This is a genomic window from Mesorhizobium sp. CA5, from assembly GCF_020165105.1.
GTDB lineage: Bacteria > Pseudomonadota > Alphaproteobacteria > Rhizobiales > Rhizobiaceae > Mesorhizobium.
Window position 1 is genome coordinate 19,092 of record NZ_JAIUHJ010000032.1, and the last position, 21,518, is coordinate 40,609.

At 60.5% G+C, this 21,518-nt stretch carries 25 protein-coding genes and 1 pseudogene; 7 read left to right on the forward strand and 19 right to left on the reverse strand.

Features of this window, described 5'->3' with window-relative positions; translation table 11 throughout:
* Window positions 1-93 precede the first annotated feature (93 nt).
* The 6 genes from LB529_RS27675 to LB529_RS27700 all read right to left on the reverse strand — a co-directional run bounded on the left by LB529_RS27675 (window position 94) and on the right by LB529_RS27700 (window position 5,659).
* Window positions 94-423, reverse strand: coding sequence for an alpha/beta fold hydrolase (locus LB529_RS27675; protein WP_318012585.1), 330 nt, complete (start codon window positions 421-423; stop codon window positions 94-96).
* An 89-nt stretch (window positions 424-512) separates the two neighbouring features.
* Window positions 513-1,511: an alpha/beta fold hydrolase gene (locus LB529_RS27680; RefSeq protein ID WP_411962590.1), complete on the reverse strand. Its 999-nt coding sequence runs from the start codon at window positions 1,509-1,511 to the stop codon at window positions 513-515.
* 182 nt (window positions 1,512-1,693) lie between these two features.
* Window positions 1,694-2,470: an alpha/beta fold hydrolase gene (locus LB529_RS27685; RefSeq protein ID WP_224582101.1), complete on the reverse strand. Its 777-nt coding sequence runs from the start codon at window positions 2,468-2,470 to the stop codon at window positions 1,694-1,696.
* A 110-nt stretch (window positions 2,471-2,580) separates the two neighbouring features.
* Window positions 2,581-3,177: a VOC family protein gene (locus LB529_RS27690; RefSeq protein WP_224712874.1), complete on the reverse strand. Its 597-nt coding sequence runs from the start codon at window positions 3,175-3,177 to the stop codon at window positions 2,581-2,583.
* Window positions 3,178-3,384: 207 nt separating this feature from the next.
* Window positions 3,385-4,659, reverse strand: a complete 1,275-nt coding sequence (locus tag LB529_RS27695; RefSeq protein ID WP_224712857.1) for an epoxide hydrolase family protein — start codon at window positions 4,657-4,659, stop codon at window positions 3,385-3,387.
* 415 nt (window positions 4,660-5,074) lie between these two features.
* Complete coding sequence (locus tag LB529_RS27700) at window positions 5,075-5,659, reverse strand: hypothetical protein (protein WP_224712858.1); 585 nt, start codon at window positions 5,657-5,659, stop codon at window positions 5,075-5,077.
* Window positions 5,660-5,942: 283 nt separating this feature from the next.
* Here LB529_RS27700 and LB529_RS27705 point away from each other — a divergent pair, with 283 nt between their 5' ends.
* From LB529_RS27705 to LB529_RS27720, 4 genes are all read left to right on the forward strand, one after another.
* A complete protein-coding gene (locus LB529_RS27705) occupies window positions 5,943-6,779 on the forward strand; it encodes an enoyl-CoA hydratase/isomerase family protein (protein ID WP_224582104.1) in 837 nt (278 codons plus the stop codon).
* A 33-nt stretch (window positions 6,780-6,812) separates the two neighbouring features.
* A complete protein-coding gene (locus LB529_RS27710) occupies window positions 6,813-7,223 on the forward strand; it encodes a GlcG/HbpS family heme-binding protein (RefSeq protein WP_140502839.1) in 411 nt (136 codons plus the stop codon).
* Between the two features lie 251 nt (window positions 7,224-7,474).
* Window positions 7,475-8,569: an HlyD family secretion protein gene (locus LB529_RS27715; RefSeq protein WP_224712859.1), complete on the forward strand. Its 1,095-nt coding sequence runs from the start codon at window positions 7,475-7,477 to the stop codon at window positions 8,567-8,569.
* On the forward strand, window positions 8,566-10,185 hold the full coding sequence (locus LB529_RS27720; RefSeq protein ID WP_224712860.1) for an MFS transporter: 1,620 nt from the start codon (window positions 8,566-8,568) through the stop codon (window positions 10,183-10,185). The genes LB529_RS27715 and LB529_RS27720 overlap by 4 nt, the downstream gene beginning before the upstream one ends.
* Before the next feature lie 107 nt (window positions 10,186-10,292).
* Here LB529_RS27720 and LB529_RS27725 read toward each other — a convergent pair whose 3' ends face one another.
* The 6 genes from LB529_RS27725 to LB529_RS27750 all read right to left on the reverse strand — a co-directional run bounded on the left by LB529_RS27725 (window position 10,293) and on the right by LB529_RS27750 (window position 15,591).
* Window positions 10,293-10,496, reverse strand: coding sequence for a response regulator (locus LB529_RS27725; protein WP_318012586.1), 204 nt, complete (start codon window positions 10,494-10,496; stop codon window positions 10,293-10,295).
* Between the two features lie 160 nt (window positions 10,497-10,656).
* Window positions 10,657-13,065, reverse strand: coding sequence for a PAS domain S-box protein (locus LB529_RS27730; RefSeq protein WP_224712861.1), 2,409 nt, complete (start codon window positions 13,063-13,065; stop codon window positions 10,657-10,659).
* A 442-nt stretch (window positions 13,066-13,507) separates the two neighbouring features.
* Window positions 13,508-14,035, reverse strand: a complete 528-nt coding sequence (locus LB529_RS27735) for a beta-class carbonic anhydrase (RefSeq protein WP_224582108.1) — start codon at window positions 14,033-14,035, stop codon at window positions 13,508-13,510.
* A gap of 523 nt (window positions 14,036-14,558) precedes the next feature.
* Window positions 14,559-14,828 (reverse strand): hypothetical protein, encoded by a 270-nt coding sequence (locus tag LB529_RS27740; RefSeq protein ID WP_224582109.1) that lies wholly within the window; start codon window positions 14,826-14,828, stop codon window positions 14,559-14,561.
* A 12-nt stretch (window positions 14,829-14,840) separates the two neighbouring features.
* The gene (locus LB529_RS27745; protein ID WP_224582110.1) at window positions 14,841-15,050 is read right to left on the reverse strand and encodes a hypothetical protein; all 210 of its coding nucleotides are present in this window, start codon (window positions 15,048-15,050) and stop codon (window positions 14,841-14,843) included.
* 310 nt (window positions 15,051-15,360) lie between these two features.
* Window positions 15,361-15,591 (reverse strand): hypothetical protein, encoded by a 231-nt coding sequence (locus tag LB529_RS27750; protein ID WP_224712862.1) that lies wholly within the window; start codon window positions 15,589-15,591, stop codon window positions 15,361-15,363.
* Window positions 15,592-15,615: 24 nt separating this feature from the next.
* On the opposite strand from LB529_RS27750, the gene LB529_RS27755 reads away from it, so the two are divergent.
* Window positions 15,616-15,831: a hypothetical protein gene (locus LB529_RS27755; RefSeq protein ID WP_224712863.1), complete on the forward strand. Its 216-nt coding sequence runs from the start codon at window positions 15,616-15,618 to the stop codon at window positions 15,829-15,831.
* A gap of 28 nt (window positions 15,832-15,859) precedes the next feature.
* Here LB529_RS27755 and LB529_RS27760 read toward each other — a convergent pair whose 3' ends face one another.
* The 5 genes from LB529_RS27760 to LB529_RS27780 form a co-directional block, all read right to left on the reverse strand.
* The gene (locus LB529_RS27760; RefSeq protein ID WP_224712864.1) at window positions 15,860-16,045 is read right to left on the reverse strand and encodes a hypothetical protein; all 186 of its coding nucleotides are present in this window, start codon (window positions 16,043-16,045) and stop codon (window positions 15,860-15,862) included.
* 799 nt (window positions 16,046-16,844) lie between these two features.
* Window positions 16,845-17,027 (reverse strand): hypothetical protein, encoded by a 183-nt coding sequence (locus tag LB529_RS27765; RefSeq protein ID WP_224712865.1) that lies wholly within the window; start codon window positions 17,025-17,027, stop codon window positions 16,845-16,847.
* Between the two features lie 85 nt (window positions 17,028-17,112).
* A complete protein-coding gene (locus LB529_RS27770; protein WP_224712866.1) occupies window positions 17,113-17,346 on the reverse strand; it encodes a DUF982 domain-containing protein in 234 nt (77 codons plus the stop codon).
* A complete protein-coding gene (locus tag LB529_RS27775; protein WP_224582114.1) occupies window positions 17,347-17,508 on the reverse strand; it encodes a hypothetical protein in 162 nt (53 codons plus the stop codon).
* Window positions 17,509-18,906: 1,398 nt separating this feature from the next.
* Window positions 18,907-19,305, reverse strand: a complete 399-nt coding sequence (locus LB529_RS27780; protein ID WP_140691910.1) for a VOC family protein — start codon at window positions 19,303-19,305, stop codon at window positions 18,907-18,909.
* A gap of 91 nt (window positions 19,306-19,396) precedes the next feature.
* Here LB529_RS27780 and LB529_RS27785 point away from each other — a divergent pair, with 91 nt between their 5' ends.
* Window positions 19,397-20,092, forward strand: a complete 696-nt coding sequence (locus LB529_RS27785) for a helix-turn-helix transcriptional regulator (RefSeq protein WP_224582115.1) — start codon at window positions 19,397-19,399, stop codon at window positions 20,090-20,092.
* Between the two features lie 211 nt (window positions 20,093-20,303).
* A pseudogene (locus LB529_RS27790) lies at window positions 20,304-20,580 on the forward strand (zincin-like metallopeptidase domain-containing protein); the annotation flags it as partial.
* A 280-nt stretch (window positions 20,581-20,860) separates the two neighbouring features.
* On the opposite strand, the gene LB529_RS27795 reads toward LB529_RS27790, so the two are convergent.
* Together LB529_RS27795 and LB529_RS27800 are read right to left on the reverse strand one after the other, a co-directional pair.
* Window positions 20,861-21,109 carry a conjugal transfer protein TraD gene (locus LB529_RS27795; protein ID WP_224582116.1) on the reverse strand — a complete coding sequence of 83 codons (249 nt, stop codon included), beginning with the start codon at window positions 21,107-21,109 and terminating at the stop codon, window positions 20,861-20,863.
* A gap of 1 nt (window position 21,110) precedes the next feature.
* Window positions 21,111-21,437, reverse strand: coding sequence for a conjugal transfer protein TraD (locus tag LB529_RS27800; protein ID WP_224582117.1), 327 nt, complete (start codon window positions 21,435-21,437; stop codon window positions 21,111-21,113).
* Window positions 21,438-21,518 lie beyond the last annotated feature (81 nt).

The window sequence follows — 21,518 nt, forward strand, 5'->3', positions numbered from 1 at the left end:
GGTGGCGGCGGCGCGTCGCCCCCAACGACAGGAGCTTCTTGCGCAGCGTCTCTTCATGAGTTGCGCGGTTGCCCAGAAAGCGAGGCGGGGAGCTCAGGCAGCGCCGAGGCCCGTGTCCTGGGCATGCTGCACGATCCGCGATTGCAGGCGGTCGGGATGAGCCATCGCCATGCGGAAGCCCACCGGACCGCCGTAATCCTGCATGAACAGGCTGTAACGGGAGAGTGCCAGAACCTCGGTGAAGCGGGTAATGACCTCAGCTAGGTGGTCGAAAGTGTGGCCAAACGCGTTGGGGACAGGCGCAGCGCTATGACCAAACCCGGGATAGTCCGGCTCGACCAGATGATAACGGTCCGAGAGTCGCGCAAGCAGCGGCTGATACATGCGCGACGACGACGGCAATCCGTGGAGGAGCAGGATCACCGGCGCATCGCGGTCTCCTGCTTCGCAGTCGAAGATCGGAAGACCATCGACCGAAAATCGTGCGGTAAATGATCGGATGCGCCATCGGATCACATCCCGCTTACGTCGATGATGGCCTGCGTGAAGGCTTGCGGCGCTTCCTGGGGAAGGTTGTGGCCGATGCCGCCCGCGATCAACCGATGCTCGTACTTGCCGGAGAACATCTTCGCATAGGCGCTGGCTTCCGGATGCGGCGCACCATTGGCGTCGCCTTCGAGCGTGATTGTCGGCACGGAGATAACGGGCGCCTCAGCGAGCCGCTGTTCCAGCGCGTCGTATCGCGCCTCGCCTTCCGCCAGCTCGAGCCGCCAGCGGTAATTGTGCATCACGATATCGACATGATCCGGATTGTCGAAGGACGCCGCACTGCGCTCGAAGGTGGCGTCGTCAAAGTTCCATTGCGGCGAGGCAAGCTGCCAGATCAGCCTTGCGAAATCGCGCGTGTATTTCTCGTACCCCGCCCGGCCACGGTCGGTGGCGAAGTAGTACTGGTACCACCATTGAAGCTCAGCCTTGGGCGGCAGCGGCGACTTGCCGGCCTGCTGGTTGCCGATCAGGTAGCCGCTGACCGAGACCATCGACTTGCAGCGCTCCGGCCACAGCGCGGCAATGATGTTTGCCGTGCGGGCACCCCAGTCGCAGCCGCCTATAGTGGCCTTCCCGATGCCGAGCGCATCCATCAGGGCGATGACGTCGGATGCGATTGCCGCCTGCTGGCCATTGCGCGGCGTTTCGCCTGACTGAAACCGCGTCGTGCCATAGCCACGCAGGTGAGGTACGATCACGCGATATCCCTTGGACGCCAGCAACGGAGCGACGTCGACGTAAGTATGGATATCGTAGGGCCAGCCGTGCAGCAGGATGACAGGCGCGCCGTCGGCTGGTCCCAGTTCGACATAGCCGACATTCAGGACGCCGGCGTCAATCTGCTTCGGTGCGCCAACCGAGTTGTGTGTTGTCTGCATCGCTGACGCGGTCGTCTTGTCGGCTCCGCCGGGTGCGGCCTTCGCGGCCGTGGTCACACCGAGTTCGGCGATCGCGAGGGTCATTGCCGCCGCGCCGATTATGTGGCGACGGCGCTCATCGATCCTGTCGGAAACACTGTCCATGGTGATGCCTCTCCTGTGGCAGGACTAATCTCGATTTCCTTGGCATGCCTGATCAAGATCCGAGCCGCTGGTCGCCATCAATGTCGCATGTCGCGCCAGTCGACGCCCCATCACGACGGCTTTCATCGTGATGTCTCCTTAGCGGCCTTCTCGATCAGCCGCGCCACGGCTTCAGGGTGCGACACCATCACCAAATGCGAGGCGCCCTTGATGACCACGGTATCCCGTGAGTGGGCCCGAGCAGCCATGAATGCTGAGGCTTCCGCCGGTATGTTCTTGTCACCGGCCCCGTAGATGAACCAGGTTGGGAACTCTTTCCACGCCGCTTCAGTTTGGATTTCGTTCAGCGCCGCTTCTTCAATGGGCCTCTGCGCCGCGGCCATCAACCTGGTTTCGGCCTCGGGGACGTCGGCGGCGAACTGCCCGTGGAACCTGTCCTGCCGGATGTAGAGATCCTTGCCTCCGCTTGACAGGCTGACTGGCGGCGAGAGGGCCGGACCGAGCGTGCTGCCGGGATACTGGGCGGCGAGTTGCGCGGCTGTCTCGCCCGTATCCGGCGCGAAGGCGGCGACATAGACCAGCGCCTTGACGTTGGCGTGGCCTTCGGCCGCCTCGCTGATGACGGAGCCGCCGTAGGAATGCCCAACGAGAACGACAGGCGATTTGATGGAGCCAAGGATGTCGGCGACGTAGCCGGCGTCGTTTTTGACCCCACGTAACGGATTGGCGACAGCTACGACGCGATAGCCATCCTTCTCGAGGATTTTGACGACGCCGTTCCAACTCGACGAATCCGCGAACGCACCGTGAACCAGAACGATCGTGGGTTTGTCGGCCTGCGCATATGCATTGCCGAACGAGGCGCTGGCGATCGCAAAGGCTGCGAGAAGTGTTTTCATCTGAATGTCCCTTCATGTTTGAGGTATCCCGCGAACCGCGCGGAGACGTAGGCGTGCCTCCTCGGTGTGGACGAGCCTGGGCGTCCAACCCATGCCCCCCAGGGCTTGGCCTATTGCGGCAGGGGCTTTCCGGTCTGCTCCGCCGCCATGTAGGCGGCGTACCAGTCCGGCCAATTCTCATCACGGCGGCCGCCGCTCCGCTGCTCGTGCTCACCGTGGGCCACCGACGCGCGCCGCATCGCGGCAGCCAGATCCGCTTCAGAGGCGAAGCTTGTCGAATTGCCGTCGATCCGGCCAGGAAGCCGAGCAATGATTTCCTGCAGCACCCAGCCGTTGTCGTCAGGATCGCTGAATGTAGCATACGAGATGTAGCTGCGCCCTTCAGGATCGCGACCGCTGATCGCGGGCTGGCCCGGTCCGGCGCGATGGAACACCTCGCTGACCTCGGCGCCGTGAGCAATGAGGTCGGCACGCGCCGCCTCGATGTTAGAGACGACGAGAAAGAGGCCATGCGCCGAGCCCGGAGCGGCCGAGGTGATGCCCTTGCCGAAGTGGATCGAGCCTGATGAGCCGGGCGGAGTGAACTGAACGACCCTGAACACGTCGCCGACCACGAAGTCGGCATCAAGCCTCCAGTCTAAGCCGCCGTAGAAGCTCTTGGCGCGATCGACATCCGAGACAGGGATAGCGATCACTTCGAGCTTCATATCGAGGGGCGGCGCGCTCGCTGTGCGGACTGATGTTTCCAACGTGGTCTCGACCTGCCGCGCTTCAACCGTGGATGACATGGTCGTTCTCCTTCTCTTGGTTTTGTCGCAAGCAGTATGTTGCCGCCCTACGCCGCCTCGGCGGACCGACCTGCCGGTCCGACCGCCGTTTTGAAATGCGGACGACCTGATGGCTGCCCTTCGGCTTCAGATGGACTGGCGCAGCGGGCGGAAGGCGTCTCTGAGCTCTGCGCTAAACACCGTCGGCTGTTCCCAGGCCGCGAAGTGCCCGCCCTTGGCGAGCCGGTTGTAGTGGATAAGCTTCGGATAGGCTTTTTCAGCCCAGCTTTGCGGCGCCTGATAGATCTCGTCCGGGAAGGCGCTCACGGCAACTGGGATTTTGATGCCACGCGGATCGAAGAAACCCCCCGTCGGGAAATGTGCATTGTCCCAATAGAGGCGGCCCGACGAGATCGCCGTATTGGTCAACCAGTACAGCGTGACATTGTCGACGATGTCATCCTTCGTCAGCCCTTCGGCGCTCCCATCAAAGACGCGCGTGATGAGCCTGTAACTGCGAATGTCGTGGTCAAGCATCCAGGCGGCCAGCCCGACAGGCGAATCCACGATGCCGTACAGCGTCTGCGGACGGTTGTTCATCTCGATCGCATATCCCAGCCCGTTTTTGTTGAAGTCGTCGAGCTGGCCGTAAGCACGCTTCTCGTCCGGCGAAAGGTCGGAGGGCGCAGCAGCCCCTGCCGCCAGTGCCTTGGAGATATCGGCGGGCACCGTTGCGGCCATGTTGGTGTGGATGCCCAGCAATCCCGGTGGCTCCTGCAGAGCCATCTGCTCAGAGACGGCGTTCCCCCAATCGCCGCCCTGCGCCACGTATTTCATGTAACCGAGGCGCTGCATCAGCCTTGCCCATGCCTTGGCGATGCGGACGGGGGTCCATCCCGGTGCGGTCGGCTTGCCCGAGAAGCCATAACCTGGAAGCGAGGGGATCACGACGTGAAACGCATCGCCTTCGGTTCGGCCATGGGCGGTCGGATTGGTAAGCGGCTCGATGATCTTCAGCTGTTCTATGATCGAGCCAGGCCAGCCATGCGTCACGATGATCGGCAGCGCGTTCTCGTGCCTGGAACGCACGTGAATGAAGTGGATGTCCAGCCCGTCGATCTCCGTAATGAACTGCGGAAGCGCGTTGAGGCGGGCCTCCACCTTGCGCCAGTCGTAATCCTTCGCCCAGTGCTGCGCTAGTTTCTGAATCGTCGCCAGTTGCACGCCCTGCGTATCGTCCGCAACGGTCTCCTTATCGGGCCAGCGGGTCGCCATCACCCGCCGGCGCAGATCGTCGAGGTCGCTGTCTCGGAAGTTGACAGTGAAGGGACGGATTAAGCCTTCCGCCGCTTGGGATGTTCCGGGAAGCATGTTGGCAGCCCCGGCGGCGGCTGCGGCGGCAAGTAGTTCGCGTCGTGTCATGACGTCCTCCTGTCTAAATTGGTTTTTTCGAATGCTGCTAACAGATCAACTGTCGGCGAAGGCGAATCCATCACACGATGGTATCGCCGATACTTTTGTATTGCTGGGCTACCAGGCGTCTGCTGTCCTTCATAAGGACAAGACCAGCAGCGAGGCCACGATGCGAGTTCGCTGGTCAACTGACCCGTACAGCATATGAGCCGGGGTCGGTCTTACCAGGATCGCTATGCGGGCGTGGCTGGCGGGTAGGCAGTGAACCGCTTCCACGCGATGTCTTGCGGTCGGACGGCCAAGAGCAACTCCTCGCCAGGCTGATGCGAACAATGGCTCGCCGGGCATCGTGGAAATGGCAATCCTCGCTCTGTTGGTCAGAGCCCTGCGTCGCGACGCGCGCCGAGCATCTCTGACCCACGCATCACGTTAAATCCGCGTTCAGTTGCGACGGCGAATCCTTGGATCGCTCGATCGAGAAATGCAGGCCGGCGAACGATCCGGACTCGGTGAACCACCAGTCGACCGATCCGCCGAGTTCCTCAGCCAGGGTTCGGACCCGCCGCCGCTCAGGACGCTCCTGGGAGTCCGCCGCCGTCGAGCGGCTGCCTCTGACCAGGCAGCGCACATTGCCGCCCCATCCACTCAAAATAACCGCGATAGCTCCTCGCCGGCCCTTGAGATTGTGGCGCGCCGCGCTGCGGACCAGCTCGGATAGGATCAGTCCCACCCGCCGGCAACAAGCGGCGTCTAGCCGTATCTCGTCCGTCTTGACGCTGAGCCGAACTCGCAGCTGCTCCGACAGAGCCGCACATACGCTTCCCACGTGGCCACCAAGGTCCATGGTCCCATCATCAGTCGGAATCAGCGGAGCCCGGCGGGCCGAGGGTGTTGCGCGCATCCGCTGCGCCGCCATGCTCAGTGCAAGCATTGCGACCGCGTCGCCGCGCAAGGCTGCCAATCGCAACTGGCGGGGTGTAGTGCGCGTACTGGTCGTGACAAGTTGCATAACGGATCCTTCGCAAAGTCCGCGCCATCGACGGAATTGTCGCGTGGTGCTCGATCCACTCAGAGCAGAGGCGATCCTGCTGATCTATTGCGCCAAGGTATCGCCGATACCTAAGGCGAATGCGCCTGGGCCGGCCTTCTTCACTTCGGGCTTGGCTAGATCACTCCCCACTGAACGATATCGTCGAGACGATAGTATCGCCGATACGTAGGTCCAATCGAAGTGCACGAACTTGAGCGGTAACTGACAAGCGTCTCGCAATTATTTGCCAAAGGAGGTTTCAGTGGACGCCAAGACAATCGCTTCACAAATTCGCCTGGTCCGATACACGGCCGCTTGCTGGCGTGTCACCTTCAACAACCCGCCACTCAATGTCATGGGACCGGAGATGGTGCGGCAGTTCCAGGCCACGATCGACGCCATCGAGGCTGACGGTGACGTCAGGGTCGTGGTCTTCGACAGCGCGGCCGAAGATTTCTTCCTGAACCATTCAGACTTCATGGCCCCTCTGGAAGAGATGACCTCGATGTCACCCGGACCGACGGGCTTGCCGCCCTGGCCCGATTTCCTCGTGCGCCTTACGCGTGCCCCTGTGGTTTCGATCGCGCTGATCCGTGGGCGCGCGACTGGCAACGGCAGCGAGCTGCTGCTTTCCTGCGACATGAGCTTCGCCAGCAAGGAGAAGACGATCATCTCGCAGTGGGAAGTCGGCGTGGGCATGGTGGCTGGCGGCGGGCCGATGGCTCGGCTGCCTAACCTTATCGGGCGAAATCGCGCCATGGAGGTGCTGCTGAGCTCGGAGGACATTTCCGCCGACAAGGCGGAAGCCTACGGCTACATCAACCGGGCGCTTCCCGACGCTGAACTCGACGCCTACGTTGAAGCGCTCGCCACCCGCATCTCCGGCTTCGACAAGTGGGCCATCGGCCAGACCAAGCGGCTGGTGAATACCAGCTTGCCGCCGGATGTCGAACTCGGCGCCGGATGGGAGGCCTGTATCGCCTCGCTCGGGCGGCCCGCCGCGCAGAGTGGCATCAAAGCCCTGACTGCCAAAGGCTTCCAAACGCCCGGCGATGTTGAAAATCGGCTGGGGTTCCACCTCGGCGAGCTGCCTCGCTAGGCAATCACCAAACGTTCAGAAAGGATGACTCTCATGGATTTGCTCATGACAGCCAAGAAGCTGGCCGAGCGCGTAGAGGCTGAAGCAATCAAAGCCAAGATTCCGGTAGCCGTCTGCATTGTCGACGTCCATGGCAACCTCGTGCTCCAGCATCGCATGAACGGCGCCCCGCTGTTCTCACTCGAGATATCGGAGCGGAAGGCCTACACCTCGGCCCTGGTGCGGATGCGCACGATTGATCTGCTGACATTGGTGCAGCCTGGTCAATCGCTCTACGTGCTCCCTTCGGTTGGTGGCGGCCGCTTCTGCCCCATGGGTGGCGGCGTCCCGTTGACCGAGAAGGGCGAGGTGTACGCTGGTATCGGCGTCAGCGGCGGAACGGCCGAGGAAGACGTGGCTATCGTTGAAGCTGCTCTGCAGGAGCGCGCCCAGGTGGCTGCTTGATCGAAGAAGGATGAGTCTTGCTCGCCGGCCGCCCGGCGGGCAGACGAGACCCTGTGTGGCTTTTTGGCGGCGAGGCCGTGAAGTCAATAATCATTCGCCGTTCTACGCCCTGCACGTCTGGATTTTGATGGAGACAGGTTCGTGAAACTCCACTGGCCACCCACGATCTGCAACATCACCGATCGTCTTGCTGTCAGGGGCGCGAACATCTCCATCGACGGCGAGTGCGTCGATTTGAGGCCGAGGCAGCCATGAGCCGAGTTCGCAGGATCGCAATCGTCATCGTTGTCCTTTTCGTGACATCGCTGGCGGCTTCGTGGGGCTGGCAGTGGTTCACAATAGGCCGCTTCGAGGAAACGACTGACAACGCATATCTGCGTGGAGACATCACCAGTATCGCTCCGAAGCTCGCCGGTTATGTGATGGAGGTCGACGTAGATGACAACGCGAGTGTTTTGAAGGGCGCTGTCCTGTTTCGAGTCGACGACAACGATTATCGGGCCAAGGTGGAGCAGGCGAAGGCCAACGCCGCCGCCAGGAAGGCGGAAGTTGACAACATCGTGGCTACCTCTGCATTGCAGAAGGCCTTGATCGTGCAGGCCGACGCGCAGAGGCAATCAGCTGCAGCCGATCTGCAGTTTGCGCGCTCCAACCTCGACCGCTACGTCACCCTGCAGAGGAACGGGACCGCGAGCGATCAGAAACTGCAAGATGCGCAGGCGGCTTATGACAAAGCAAAAGCATCGGTGGATGGCGCAGACGCCAACGTTTTGGCTCAAAGGCTGAAGTTAGACGTCCTGGGTGCACAGTTGGCCAGCGCGGAAGCAGCCCAATCACAGGCGGAGGCTGCGCTCGACCTAGCTATGCTCGACCTGTCCAACACGGTGGTGAAGGCCCCGATCGACGGAATTGTTGGTAATCGTCAGATACGTGTCGGGCGATATGTCACTGCGGGTACTGCGGCGTTGGACATTGTTCCTGTAAAAGACGTTTGGATTGTCGCGAATTTTAAGGAAACGCAGCTAGAGCAGGTAAACATAGGGCAACGGGTACGTGTGACTGTCGACGAGTATCCAGACCTCGAAATTGACGGCGTCGTCGACAGCTTCTCTCCCGGCAGTGGTGCGGCATTTAGCCTGCTGCCGCCAGACAACGCCACGGGAAATTTCATCCGCGTCGTTCAGCGCGTGCCGGTCAAGATCAGGATAATGCGCAACCCCTTGCCCGGCCGCCTGGTTCCTGGCCTTTCGGCTCGTGTTGCTATCGCCGTCAGCGCCGGAGACACTTGGGCGGCGGCGCTGAAACCACAGACCGGCGGAATCGCGAACGGACAACCAATACAGTGACCCACCTTGTCGAAAAGCGGTCGGCGCAGCACCTTCTCGACGCGCGGCTGCGCGCTTTATCCGTAACGGGCGCTGTTGTACTGGCCGCGCTCATGGATGCGATCGCATCCACTGCTCTGTCCATCGGCCGGATCGGCCTGCTTGGCGACACCCACGCAACGCCGGACGGACTGGCGATGATCGATATTGTTTTCATCGCCGCTAAGCTGACTTCCTTCCTTGTCGCTCCACTCCTTGTCAGAGCGGTCAGGCCTACTGCCTGCTTGCGCGCAGGGGCTGTCATCCTTCTTCTGGCCTCCGCTGCAATGACATTGTCGGCCGATCTCGTCTGGATTTGCGTCTGCCGCGTTGCCCAGGGGCTGGCCGGTGGCACAATCCTGGTCGCCGGCCAGACCTTACTGTTTTTACGGTTTCCGCATCGACACCAGCCGGTCGTTCAGGCAGTTTTTGCTACAGGCGCCGTGATGGCTCCGACGACAATCACGCCTGCTCTCCATGGTTGGCTCGTCGACCATCTCACCTGGGACTGGATATTTCTGGCCAACATTCCGCTGGGCCTCGCCTCCCTTATCCTGCTGGCGGCGGAGGGTGACGCGACATTTTGGCGAGATGCCAAGCTTCCTATCCGCAGGGTAATTTTGCTTGGCATCGGTACCACGCTTTTGACCTACGTCCTGCTGCAGGGCAGCAGGTTCAATTGGTTCGATGACACCGACATTGCTGTCCTTGCCGCGCTCGGTGTCATGTCTGTCGGCCTTCTGGCTATCGGCGAAGTCGGGTTCCGTCCACGAGGCTCTTTGTTGCCGATCTCGCCACTTGGCGATCCGGACTTCCGCTTCGGACTTCTCGCCAGCCTGCTTGCTGGCTTTGCCCTTTCTGGCAGCGCCTATCTCATTCCCACTTTTGCCCTGACCGTCCTCGATTTCACCGCCACGGGCGCGGGAGTGCTTCTGCTGCCCAGCGGAGCCGCGCTTGCGCTGGCACTTCTGCTGTCGGGCCTTCTGATCGAAAAGGCGGGGATACGTGCGATCATGCTTGCTCCATTCGGAATTTTGCTCTTCGCCGGAGCCATGTGGCTGCTGTCTGGTTCGACGAGCGGCAGCGGTTCGGCGGACCTGGCCGTTCCGTTGCTCCTGCGCGGACTCGGTCTTGGTCTTCTGTTCATGGCGTTGACGATGATCACCCTCCAGGGGCTTGCGGCCGACGCGCTTCCGTTCGGCATTGGCCTGTTCAATTTTGGCAAGCAGGTTGGTGGTTTGGCCGGCACGGCCCTTCTGCAAACATATATTGACCACCAGAATGCGTATAACCGGACGATACTGGTTGCCCACGTTTTCAGTGGCGATCCCGCGGCTGACCAGCGCTTGAGGGCTGCTGCGAGCGCTTTGGCGTCAAACGGTGTCGACAGCACTGCATCGACAAAGGGAGCGGTCTTATTGTTGCAGCACGCGCTCGACAGGCAGGCCGCGGTTATCTCTTTCGATGAAGCTTTCTTCTCTTTCGTCCTGCTGTTCGCGGTCGCCGCGCCGTTTCTCATTCTGGCTAAGCGATTGCTCGGCCTCGGAGCCGTCAGGCGCAACCGGACAGCCGCGCATAAGCAAGACATGCTTCGGTGATGCCACATCTACTGCGAAATTCGGGTTTCACACATTCATCGCATGCCGAGCGAAAACTCAGAGTTTGCGATCCTTTCCGCTCCACCTCCGGCGAGACACGGCGTCTTCTAAATTAGCTTTGAAAAAACTCTATCGAGCGCCTCCACGAGAGCGGCTTCGCTAATTGGCTTGAATAGACATGCAACCGCGTCCCGACCGTCTAGTAACGGGCGGATCGACTCGTCGCGATGTGCCGTAATGAACACCACCGGAATATCGTGGCCGCGACGCCTGAGCTCGGTTCTCAGTTCGGCCACCGTCATATCGGGCATTGCGATGTCGAGGATTAGGCATCGCGTCTTTCGAGGTCTTTCGAGGGGAGAAATGCCTGTGCGGAGGGAAAGGCCTGAACGGGTAACCGAGCACTTTCAGCAGATCAGGCAAAGACTCGCGCACAGACTCGTCATCATCGATGATTGTCACGAGGGGCGCTTAGGCATTGGGGCTTCCTTCGTGGGATGCCTTCGCTCCTTGTGGCGTGTGCCCTGCGGGCTCGGTTGGAACAACCTGCACCGCAGGCTGCGGGATCGCGAACGAGAAGCTCGCCCCCGTGTCGGCGTTTCGGCTTGCCCAGATGCGGCCGCGGTGATGCTCGATGATTGACCGACTGACAGATAGACCGATGCCCATGCCGGTCGGCTTGGTCGTATAGAACGCATCAAAGGCTCTATTGATACTCTCCGGGTCGATACCTACGCCGTTGTCCTTTACCGTCAGTTTCACTTGACCGTCTTCGTCCATTGCGGTGCTGAGTGTGACGCGCCTCGGTCGATCCTCGATCTCGCTCACAGCATCAGCCGCGTTAAGAAGAAGGTTCAACACGACCTGCTGAAGCTGCACACGGTCGCCAACGATCTTCGGCAGGTCAGGCGCGAGATCAACCTCGAGGTCCACCCGTCCTCGCCGCAACTCGATGGTCGTCAGGGCGAGCAAATCTCGCACAGCCTCGTTGAGGTCGACTGACTCGGTGGTCTCACTTTTTTTGCTGAACAAGGCGCGCAGCTTGCTGACGACTTCGGCGGCGCGATTGCCATCGCGGATTGTGCGCCGCGCGGTTTCGCGCGCGCCCTCGATATCTGGCGGATTGGACGCGAGCATGCGCAGTCCGGTGCTGGCGTTAGTAATGATACCCGAAAGCGGCTGGTTAACTTCATGAGCGATCGACGCCGTCATCGCCCCAAGGGTGCTGACCCTCGAGACGTACGCCAATTCTGTGCGCAGCTCGTTGACAGCCTCCTCGGCCAATCTCCGCTCTGTAATGTCCTGCATGGTGCCAACGAAGATCTTCTGCCCGTCAACTTGAGTGTCCGGGCGCGATTCTGTGCGCAGATATTTGACGCGGCCGTCGGGCATGCGGAGTCGAACGTCGTAATCGTGATCCACAATACCGGCCTGCGCCTCTGCAAGCTTAGTCGTCAGCAGCGGGATGTCGTCGGGATGGACCCGGGTGGCGATCTGCTCAACGGTAATCGGCACGCTCGAATCGAACTCGAAGATCCGGTAGAGTTCTTCCGAAAAGAACGTGATCTCCCTTGTCGCTAAGACCCACACGAAACTTCCGGTGGAGCTCACGCGCTGCGCATGCGCGAGCGAGGCTTCGCTTTTCACCAACTCGTCTTCGGCGCGTTTGCGATCCTCGATGTCAGTATTGATGCCGTACCACCTGACGACCGCTCCGGTTTCGTCGCGTAGTGGGCTCGCTCGGAAGATGAACCACCTGTATTTGGCGTCGGCACCGCATAGCCGCGCCTCGCACTCGGCGCTCGAGCCGGTCTCCCGGGCATTCTCCAATGCGGCACCCAATCGCTGCAAATCCTCTGGATGCACTGCCGACGTCCAGCCCCAGTCCGCTAAGTCGTCGAGCGATCGCCCGACATAGTCGAGATAGTGCTGATTGAAGAAGTCGGCCGCGCCGTCTGGATGTGCTGACCAGGCCAATGCCGGGATGGCATCGACGGTGACTTGCAGGTTGCGCTCGCTGGCCGCGAGGGCTTGCTCAGCATGCTTGCGATCGTCGATGTCAATCATCAGACAGTACCAGCGGATGATGCGTCCATCGGCATCTTTGGCTGGGAGACCACGGACCTGGAACCAGCGATACGCCCCGTCGAAGCGCCGCAGTCGCGTTTCCGTGTCGATCGGACGTCCTGAATGGAAAGATCCCCTCAGGACTTCAACGTGGTGTTCGACATCGGCGGGATGGACCGTGCCGTTCGTCGGCCAGTTCGAAAATTCCTCGATCGTCTGGCCGAGATATTCAAGGAACTGGGCGTTGACGTCTTCGGCGGCACCGCTCGGCGCGAAGGTGGCGATCAGGCCGGGGGTGGTGTTCACCGCTAGCCGGAGTTGACCCTCGCTTTCGCGCAGCGCTAGCTCCGCCTTTTTCTGATCATCGATGTCGGTCAGCACCCCATACCAGCGGAGGATGCGGCCATCGGCGTCTCGCAACGGATTGTTGCGGACCTGGAACCATCGATAGACGCCATCGAATCGTCGTATCCGAGTTTCGAACCGGCTTTCTCGATCCAGGGTCATGAACGTTCGGAAGTACTTCAACGTCCCACCGAAGTCGTCGGGATGGACCATATCGGTCGTCGTCCATTGCTTCAGTATCTCAAGCGTGTACCCGAGATATCCCAGAAGCCGTTTGTTTGCGTCCGTGATTCCTGTCTCTGGAGAGACTACGATAATGCCCGCTGGAAGGGTGTCGAGCGTCAGGCGCAGCTCACTTTCACTGGCCCGAAGCGCGTCCTCCGCAAACCGTCGCTCGGCCACTTCGCGATGGAGTGCTTCGTTAGCGCGAGCGAGATCCGCCGTAAGTTGAGGTATGTCCATTTCCATTTGGCCGCCTGTCTCCCGTCGAAGCCTTCGGCCGCGTAGGATTCCAGGCTGCTCCTGGGCGGCAGTCGCCACAAATGCCGACCCCGGCATGACCGGCCAATTCGGTACACCCGCCAGCAGCGCTAGGCAACTTCAGGAAGCTCCCGCCTTGAGCACCAAATCAAATTATCATAGGTGGCACTCGTCGCACGACCGTTGGTCGCTGGACCCGAGGTGCTCGAACACGGTATGGCCCAACTGGCACGACAGAGTTAGCAGAGCGCAAGATTATTGCTTCCTCCGCGGGCCCGGCTCACCAACGACCGCTCTCACGCGGCGCTTGGACGGATCGGACGTCGGGGATGCGGCGCAATTCAATTCCACACTAGCCGCGACCTACGGCACCATTTACTCCACACTCGGTCCACGGATGGGCCCTCTCCACCACCGCTGGCGAATATATTCATTTCCGCTCTGACAACTGCTCGCTTTCCACCGTCACTTCCGTCAAACCACCGGTGTCGACATCAAAAATAAAGCCGCGCACGGGAACGTCTTTAGCAATCCATGGGTGCGATCTAATTTTCGTTATTTGCTCTTTCGTGTGGTTTTCAGGATCTTTATATGAGAAGAATCGCATAGGCGCCGGCGTTGCGTCGCCAGTCTGCGCGCTGAACTTTGTGTTCAAATCCTCGTCTGTAAAGCTCGTGAATCCACAGCCCGTGTGGTTGAGCAGCATAATCTCTGCTGAGCCCAGTACCCGGGTGGACACAATAAGTTCCCCCATCACATCATCTGTTACAGCCGGACCGCCAGTGCGAATTACGTCCATGTCGGCATTGTTCAAACCTAAGATTCCCACTAGGTCAGAGAGCCGCGGATCCATGCAGGTTACGATCGCAATCTTGGGCCGAGGGTGCGCCCCCAGCTTTGAGTCATACCCCTGGGCATACCGCTCATTGGCCTCTAGAGCCTTATCGATGAGACTCATGATCTTTCTCCTTGTTTAGCAATCCGCTTCAATTGCGGCAGTCATAGTCCGCTGGAGAGCTGCCGCTGTCGATGAGACCAAGGTGTCGGGTGGACCGACAAATTGCCGACTGAATGTCGGCCATTTCCGACCAACGGGCAGAAGCCAGGAAGCGGACATCGCCGGCCGACAACGACACATGCCGAGTCGGCAGCAACTCCCCTTTCCTGCTTTGGGCCGCTGAAGCGTACCGGCGGGGTTTCGGTGCCTTTTCACGGCTCGTACTTCGGCGCCACGTGAAGAACGTTCGAACTCACACGTGGGAATTCGAACTCACACGTAGAACTTGAACGGTTGGCGTTCCTCTCCCTTGGCCGAGCCCATCGTGAGGACGTCTCCAACCATCCAAGCCGATCATAACGGACGCCGGCCGGCGACGTTGTGGCAAGCGTACTCGAGCGAGAATGGTGGCGGCGCTGGCCGGAAGGGCGCGACGAGGCGAAATGCTCGAAGCCATGAGGGGCACATGACAGCCCGGCTCGCTTCACATGCCCAATGTCTGCCCCGCGTCCAGGTGCAGGAACGCCGCCGACGAATTGCTGCGAATGGCGTCTTCAAATGCCTCTGTCGCCTTGCCATGCGTGACGTCGACCAGAAGCGATGCCGCCTTCTCGACCTCATCGGCAGCGCGTTCAATACGGTCAAGACGCTTCGCCAGACGATCGTGCAGCATTTCCAGCCGCGCTGCCCGGTGCAGATCGGAGCGCTCTTCGCGGTGGTCGAAATCGAGGGGAGCGAACATCATCGTCGTCATGGTATCGGCTCCTCAATGGGCGGTCGGCGGCGTTATCTTCAGCCGCCGCCGCTTGGCTGCCTTCGCTCTCGCCTGGCCGGCTCGGATCCGGCGGCACAGTGCAAGGCTGACCGCGAGGCCGTGCTTTTCGTCGAGCATAGCCGTGGCCTGCTTCAGGGTGCGCTCGGCTCGCTGCGCGCGTTGCCTTGCGACCGCCATTTCGAGAACGACAAGTTCAAGCATCGTCCCGTTTCCTTGCGGGCTGAGGTCCCTTCACGGAATCAACAAGCGAGCCCGGCATTTGTTCCTGTGGCAGCCAGGTCGCGCGTCGAGCCCCTCGATCGCCTCGCTCATCCTCACCGCGCTGGCGCTTGCGACCGTCCTGGCCGCCGGCGGCGCCGAGTGCCGTGCCGCCGGCCGCGACGACCGGAATCTACAGTTCACGAGTCATGCGATGACGCCGAAGCAGCGCAAGGGTTCGACGCCTTGCCCATAAGCTGGCGGGCATAATTGCAAGCCCTCATTTGGAACGCTTCGTGCAACAAACGGACCATCAATGCTCTCCCTCGTCGGCTAGGTATTCCCTCACATTTCCGAAGTCGCGGTAAATCCCGCCGTCGGGATGCTTTTTCTCGTGCCACGAGATCGACCAATAACCAGTGTCTTCAAGATATTCCATAGCGCGGATCCGATCGGCATCGGCCGGAAATTGCTGCTTGAGGAGTGAGTTGACTGCGTCCACCCCGCCCAGACGATAGGCTTCCAGGCAAATGTCGTGAAACATTGTCTATCCCCCGAAAAGACTCGCATGAGCAGAATTGCGCAACTGGAGGCTGCAACGCAAGCGGGCTCTCTCGTCGGCACCTATCGCCTGCCCAACGAATGGCAATACGCGCGCCTTGGCCGTCTGCGGGGCGAGAAACGGCATGCCGCAGTGCTGGCCTTGGGCTGCGGGCTCACCGTCCGCCAGTTCGCCAAGCTGCCCCTGGATAGGCAGCAGGCGGTTCGCAGGCAGGCGGCATAGGCCGCAACCTTTGGCCTGAGAGCTTTTCCTAATTCTCCGCGTGGCTGAAGACGACAGCGCCGTTGTCCTTGCGAACTTCGACCGACACTACTCCATCGTCACCCTTTCGAGTCGGGAACATGGTGATTGCGTGATCCTTCGCCATTTTCTCAGCGTCAAAGGTCACCTTGTCGATAATGCCCCGTACTCCATACCACATGACAGTGTAGGCCATTTGTTGCTCCCACGCTTTACGCAAGCATAGCACCAGCGTCCCGTGGGACCTACATCGGGCCACAGCGAGGCGCCAAGACGCGATCGGCGCTTCGGCGGTGCCAAGAGAGCGGCGACGAGGAATGCGCGCTGATGGCTGGTAGAGGGGCGGCCCGGCAGCCAACGTATCTTCGGGGGAGTGGTAAGCCGCCGGGCCTAGGGGACACCTAGGACGGGGAGCACTCGTCCCAGAAGCTCCAGCATGATCCCGACGGCGGCGGGCGGGAAGAATAAGAAAGCAGCCGGCCGAACTTTCAACGGTCGCCTTTATGACGACATGCCCGTTCCATCGACGCCTTGAGAATGTGATTCCCGATCTTGGTTGCCAGCCCAATAGCCTTCGGCTCGGGGTTCGATATGGCCAGAAACAAAGAGAACATTGGGGCGCCCCGGTCGTTGCGGAAGGCAAGACTTTCGGGAAGAGGTCCGCCAGTCGCTTCCCGACAAACTGTTCTATGGCCGCGACGTCGGCGCTTCGTTGGTGAATCTCGTCGATCTGTCCTAATAAGTCGGTGCGTTGCTCGCGACTATCCCAAGCCTTTTCCCATTCGTCCGTCCCGAGCATCCGAGTGATCAAATCGGATGAGGGCCGAATCGTCTACCCGGCGACTCGACCCTCATAGCCCCCAGCACTGTTCCAAGGAGTCCCAGGCCAGCAAGCTGGCGGTGAGGATATGAACTCCGTCGCTAGGGCGATCGCGGGAAGCCCGTCGCCTACCCTCATTAGCTGCGATGGGCTTTTCTTTGGGTAGGCTGAGAATTCAGTGCCTGCGGGCCAGCGTCTGTTCCTCTTCCTGCTGATCCAGCGCCCCTAGCAATTCAGTAAAGGACTTCGGCAGCGTCAGTTCAACGCCCAAGTCCAGCTGCTTGCGCACCCTCCGACGGAAACCTTCTGAAGTGGCCAGCTGCCGAAAGATTTGGGGAGATTCGTTGAGCGTAGACATTGAGCAGTGGCATCCCTTGGGGGCCGGCCCTCAAGGGCGGAACTCACCCGGGAGGGAATCGTTCCCCGATCGAATTGCCCTGCTATCAATCGAGCAGCATGCCTTCCTTGCGTGCCGCCGTCTCGAATGCGGCGCGCACATCATCCGGGGTCAGATCGAGGCAAGCCTGCAACGCCTTATTCCAGTGGCGGCCACGCTCGGGCCACTCAAGCAGGTTCTCGGCGGCTGCCTGGACGTTGTTGACCTCATAGCGGACGCCCGTTTGGCGGGTCTTCACCGAGACCGGCGGCGAGAACCATAGCGCGCCATGCGTGCGCATCTATTCGTGCATGTCGAAGGCGACGAACCGGCCAAGCAATATCGCCTCGTACATGATGCATTCGGTGAGTTGGCAATCGGTCTCGGTGAGATTGGGACCCTGTTCGCGGACGGCAGCGATGGTTTCTTTGATCGAAACCGTTTCGCCAAACGCATCGGGCACCCAACTGTTCGTTCAAGGATAGCCAAGTCATCAACACGATATTGAGGGAGGCATTCGCGGCGACGGGCGTCCGGCGGGATAGGCAGCCGATCATGTTGCTGGCCTTTTCCGCGAACCAGCAGTTCTCCGGCGCGCCAGTCGATATCGTCGAGTAGGATCGCCATGACCTCGAGCGCGCGCAAGCCAAGGCGGGCCATCAGCAGCATGGCGTAGTCGCGTGCATCGCGCCGCGAATTGCGAGGCCACGACTGCCTCCACCTCGTCAGGCAACAGATGACGAGGAAGTCTTGCGCCCCAGGGTTTAATGCACCCGAGGGACGCAAAGCGACAGGTGCGTAGTCGTAAGGCCCTGGGGGAACAGATATTGAAAGAAGCTGCGCAAATGCGTGGCTGGTGTCTTGTCGCGGAACGGTCGCTTGCGCGTCAGAAGGTGCTCCATGAATGCCACGACATCTCGCGCGCCAGAGCGGGCAGATCGAGCATATGGTCGCCGAAGCGATGATCGAGAAAGCATCCGCGAACCGGAGCACGTGATAGACCATGCGCGGGCTGAGGCCGCGCTGTCGCAGAAGGTAGGTTTCGAAGTTGCTCGGCAGCTCAGCGCGCTCTGCCTGCGCAGCGACCCGACCCTCACAGCCCGCAGCACCGTCGAGGGGGGTCTCCCAGTGCTGTCGAACTGGGGGTGACGATAGCGGCATTGATGGGAAACGCGTTTAGGAGCGCTGCATGGACAAGCTTTTTAGCGGTGCTCGCCCGACCATGGTCGGCTTGAACGTCCACCAGCCCAACTCCACCCTACAAACCCGAGTGCCTACCGTTGCGGCAAGACCCCCGGGAAAGCAATGAAAATCTGCGTGGAAAGAAAGAGGGCCGAATCGTCTACCCCGACGACCCGCGAGGGCCCAGCGGACAATGACAACGCCGCAGCCAGCCGCTAACCTTCCAGACGATCACGGTCGCTTCGCCCGCTTGCTCGAGGCCGAGGGCATTGCGCCGTCGGCTTTGACGCCGGACCTTGCTGTCGAGTTGGGACGCCGATTGCCGCCCACGCGAAGCAGGTAGCGATAATTCGTAGGGGTGTCAGGTTTGTAAGTCCTGGAAGAAAGACTTTCCTCGAACGACGTGAAGTGGGGATCGAGGCAGGTAGTCTGGTTTGATATATCCGTCTCTTGTGCTCCATGTTGTTGGAGCGACAATCTTCACGTCAAATCCATATCTGTTTTCCAGCCTAGCGGCAGTTTTCGACCCTAGCACAGACGTTCGCCATCGAGTTCCAGATATCCTGATAGCAGTCATTCGACTCGATGACGGAAAGCGCTACGTCTGCGACGCCATGTTTGCCATTGTTGCATTGCCTACTGCGCGCGGGGCGCTCGCGCACCCTATCTGTCGTTCTGATTATCGTCCTATGAACCGGCGTTTGGCATCTTCCGTTGCCGGCATGAAGAGCGATACCGCACTTCCTTCCGGGTCGCGGAACTGGAATGTCTTGTTGCCCCAAGGCATGGTCTTGAGTTCATGCACAAGGGGAACGCTATCCTTGAGGCGCGCGTATTCGGCATCAACGTCATCGACCTGAAACTCGAGAAAAACAGTGCGGTTATCTCCTGGCTGGGCGCTGTTTTCCTGCCAGAGCGATACAGTCTCCACCGAGCCGATCGCAAGGACTGCGCCAGGGGTGACGAGTTCGGCAAAGACCGGCGCCAGCCAGTTTGCCGTGACCCCGGTGACCATTTCGTAGAAGGCGACCATCTGTTTGATGTCGCCGGCGATGATGCGAGCGGATGCGAATTTCATGAAAAACTCCTGGATGGCGATGCCTTTGCCGCATCTTCACAGGCTTGTCTCACATCGCTGTTGCCAGCATTATGGCAGCAGGAGTCAGCATATGCGCAGAGCCGACCGTCTTTTTCAGCTCATCCAGATCCTGCGGCGCAGCAGCCGGCCGGTGACGGCCGCTGCTATCTCGCAGGAACTGGAGGTTTCGAAGCGCACGGTCTACCGCGACATCGCGGACCTCATGGGCCAGCGGGTGCCGATTACCGGTGAGGCCGGCTTCGGCTATATTCTCCATCCTGGGTTCGACATGCCGCCCCTCATGTTCACGCCAGACGAGATTGAAGCCATCGTTCTGGGCGCCAAATGGGTTTCCTCTCATTCGGATGCGCTCATCGCCACTGCTGCTAGCGATGTCGTTAGCAAAATCGCTGCCGTCGTTCCCGATGCACTGCGGCCGTTCATCGCCGAACCAAGCATGACCATACGGCCGGTGCAATCGCCGCCGAACGAGACCATCAATATTGCGCCTATCCGCCAGGCAATTCGCGACGGACGAAAGCTGCGTCTTCGCTATCGCTCGAAAGCCGATGAGACGACAACGCGCACTGTGTGGCCGGTCATTCTCGGTTATTCCGAGACCAGCCGATTGCTGGTGGCCTGGTGTGAACTGCGGCAGGACCTTCGGCACTTCCGCACCGATCGCATTGTGGCGGTGGAGGTTTCAGAAGAGGCCATTTCCCTACGCGATGGTGAGTTGCGTCGGCGCTGGCAGACATTGCGAGAGAAACAACTTCCTGTCCGCTAACACGTTTGGTGATAGCCCTAGTCCGCTTCCTAGGTCGCTTGCCTGTAACCAGACCTTCGCAAAACATCCATACTCGCCCCCCTCGAACCGCTCTGATTATGCCTAACTGTCGCATCGCTGAACGCTAGCTCAACAGTGGCCAAAATCAGGCATGCAGCATAATCCGACTTACGGCATAATGCCCCTTATGCCGATATCGGCATAATGGCCATGGACGAAACATCCCAAGCGCCTTGACCGGGAGTTAGGCCGCAAGCGCTTTGGCGATGAGGGCCCTGGAAGAGCTGGTGGCGGAACTTGGCGCGGCCTTTCTGTGCGCCGATCTCCAGCTTACCCCCAAGACGCGCGATGATCATGCAGCTTATGTCGCAAGCTGGCTGAAGGTCTTGAAGGACGACACGCGGGCGATATTCACCGCTGCATCACATGCCGGTCGCGCGGTGGCGTTTCTGCATGCACAGGCGAAGGCTAAGGGCTTGGCTGCGTAATGTCTGGTCTGCCGGGCAACGGCGCGACGGGGTCTGCTCAATCCGGCCGCGCTGCGCTGCTCTGGACCGGGTGGGCGCCATGCCAAGGTGGGTTATCAGTTGTGTCGGTGATCTCCGAAGTTTGTTACTCGACGGCCTGAGACCTGGAACAGGTAGCTTTCGCAAGGCTCCGCCGACCTCAGCTCTTCCACCAGGGGCGCAGCAACAAGTGCAGGTCTTGCTTTCCTTCAGTCCGGTTCGAGATATTTGACGTCGGGGCCGCGGCGTAGCGCAAGCGCCGCTAAGTTCGCTGATCCTTTCCCCCTTCATGCCTTTCTGCATTGAACGCCTGCTTCCCCTTCGCAACCCAGAGGTCGCGCGCTTGCTCGCCTTCATGGCTCTGCAGCTTCTCGGCAATCCAGAGCAGCGCGCCGTACATCGTGGCGCGATCGTCATTGGTGAGCTTGACAATGCCTGCTTTGACGACGAGCCCACCAAGTTCGATGAGCAGCCGTGTGCGCTTGCGACGCTCGACCTGCCAGGTGCGCATATCATTGCGAGCCTGTGCCGCTTGCCGGCGATTGTGGGCTGACCGGTTGCGCTGGAGCGCCGCGTGGGTTGCGCTGAGATGCCGAAGCAGTTCGCCGGGACCGGCTCTCGAAAAACATCACCCCACGCTTGACCCATGCCTCGCGCTTTGAGGTGTCTTTCGTCTCGGCAATTGCGACTAGTGCGCCGGCCAGTTCGTCGGTGCTGAGTTGATCGGCGCCGGTGGCGATCACCAGTTCGCCAAGTTGCTGTACCTTTCGTATTTTGAGCTCGCGCGCCTTTTCTTCCAGCGCCTTCAGTTCGGCGTCGAAGTCTCGCTGTTTGCGCATGGCTGTCTCCGTCGGTTGTCGATCGGAGGATGATAGGGGAGCGCCTGCCGGAAGGCTTCAGGGTTGCCGAGACAGCCCGGG

Coding starts and splice junctions, on each gene's coding strand:
- LB529_RS27680 (WP_411962590.1), bottom strand. CDS start 1,511: ATGACCCTCGCGATCGCCGAACTCGGTGTGACCACGGCCGCGAAGGCC.
- LB529_RS27685 (WP_224582101.1), bottom strand. CDS start 2,470: ATGAAAACACTTCTCGCAGCCTTTGCGATCGCCAGCGCCTCGTTCGGC.
- LB529_RS27690 (WP_224712874.1), bottom strand. CDS start 3,177: ATGAAGCTCGAAGTGATCGCTATCCCTGTCTCGGATGTCGATCGCGCC.
- LB529_RS27695 (WP_224712857.1), bottom strand. CDS start 4,659: ATGACACGACGCGAACTACTTGCCGCCGCAGCCGCCGCCGGGGCTGCC.
- LB529_RS27700 (WP_224712858.1), bottom strand. CDS start 5,659: ATGCAACTTGTCACGACCAGTACGCGCACTACACCCCGCCAGTTGCGA.
- LB529_RS27710 (WP_140502839.1), top strand. CDS start 6,813: ATGGATTTGCTCATGACAGCCAAGAAGCTGGCCGAGCGCGTAGAGGCT.
- LB529_RS27715 (WP_224712859.1), top strand. CDS start 7,475: ATGAGCCGAGTTCGCAGGATCGCAATCGTCATCGTTGTCCTTTTCGTG.
- LB529_RS27725 (WP_318012586.1), bottom strand. CDS start 10,496: ATGCCCGATATGACGGTGGCCGAACTGAGAACCGAGCTCAGGCGTCGC.
- LB529_RS27730 (WP_224712861.1), bottom strand. CDS start 13,065: ATGGAAATGGACATACCTCAACTTACGGCGGATCTCGCTCGCGCTAAC.
- LB529_RS27735 (WP_224582108.1), bottom strand. CDS start 14,035: ATGAGTCTCATCGATAAGGCTCTAGAGGCCAATGAGCGGTATGCCCAG.
- LB529_RS27740 (WP_224582109.1), bottom strand. CDS start 14,828: ATGACGACGATGATGTTCGCTCCCCTCGATTTCGACCACCGCGAAGAG.
- LB529_RS27745 (WP_224582110.1), bottom strand. CDS start 15,050: ATGCTTGAACTTGTCGTTCTCGAAATGGCGGTCGCAAGGCAACGCGCG.
- LB529_RS27750 (WP_224712862.1), bottom strand. CDS start 15,591: ATGTTTCACGACATTTGCCTGGAAGCCTATCGTCTGGGCGGGGTGGAC.
- LB529_RS27755 (WP_224712863.1), top strand. CDS start 15,616: ATGAGCAGAATTGCGCAACTGGAGGCTGCAACGCAAGCGGGCTCTCTC.
- LB529_RS27760 (WP_224712864.1), bottom strand. CDS start 16,045: ATGGCCTACACTGTCATGTGGTATGGAGTACGGGGCATTATCGACAAG.
- LB529_RS27765 (WP_224712865.1), bottom strand. CDS start 17,027: ATGTCTACGCTCAACGAATCTCCCCAAATCTTTCGGCAGCTGGCCACT.
- LB529_RS27770 (WP_224712866.1), bottom strand. CDS start 17,346: ATGCGCACGCATGGCGCGCTATGGTTCTCGCCGCCGGTCTCGGTGAAG.
- LB529_RS27780 (WP_140691910.1), bottom strand. CDS start 19,305: ATGAAATTCGCATCCGCTCGCATCATCGCCGGCGACATCAAACAGATG.
- LB529_RS27785 (WP_224582115.1), top strand. CDS start 19,397: ATGCGCAGAGCCGACCGTCTTTTTCAGCTCATCCAGATCCTGCGGCGC.
- LB529_RS27795 (WP_224582116.1), bottom strand. CDS start 21,109: ATGCGCACCTGGCAGGTCGAGCGTCGCAAGCGCACACGGCTGCTCATC.
- LB529_RS27800 (WP_224582117.1), bottom strand. CDS start 21,437: ATGCGCAAACAGCGAGACTTCGACGCCGAACTGAAGGCGCTGGAAGAA.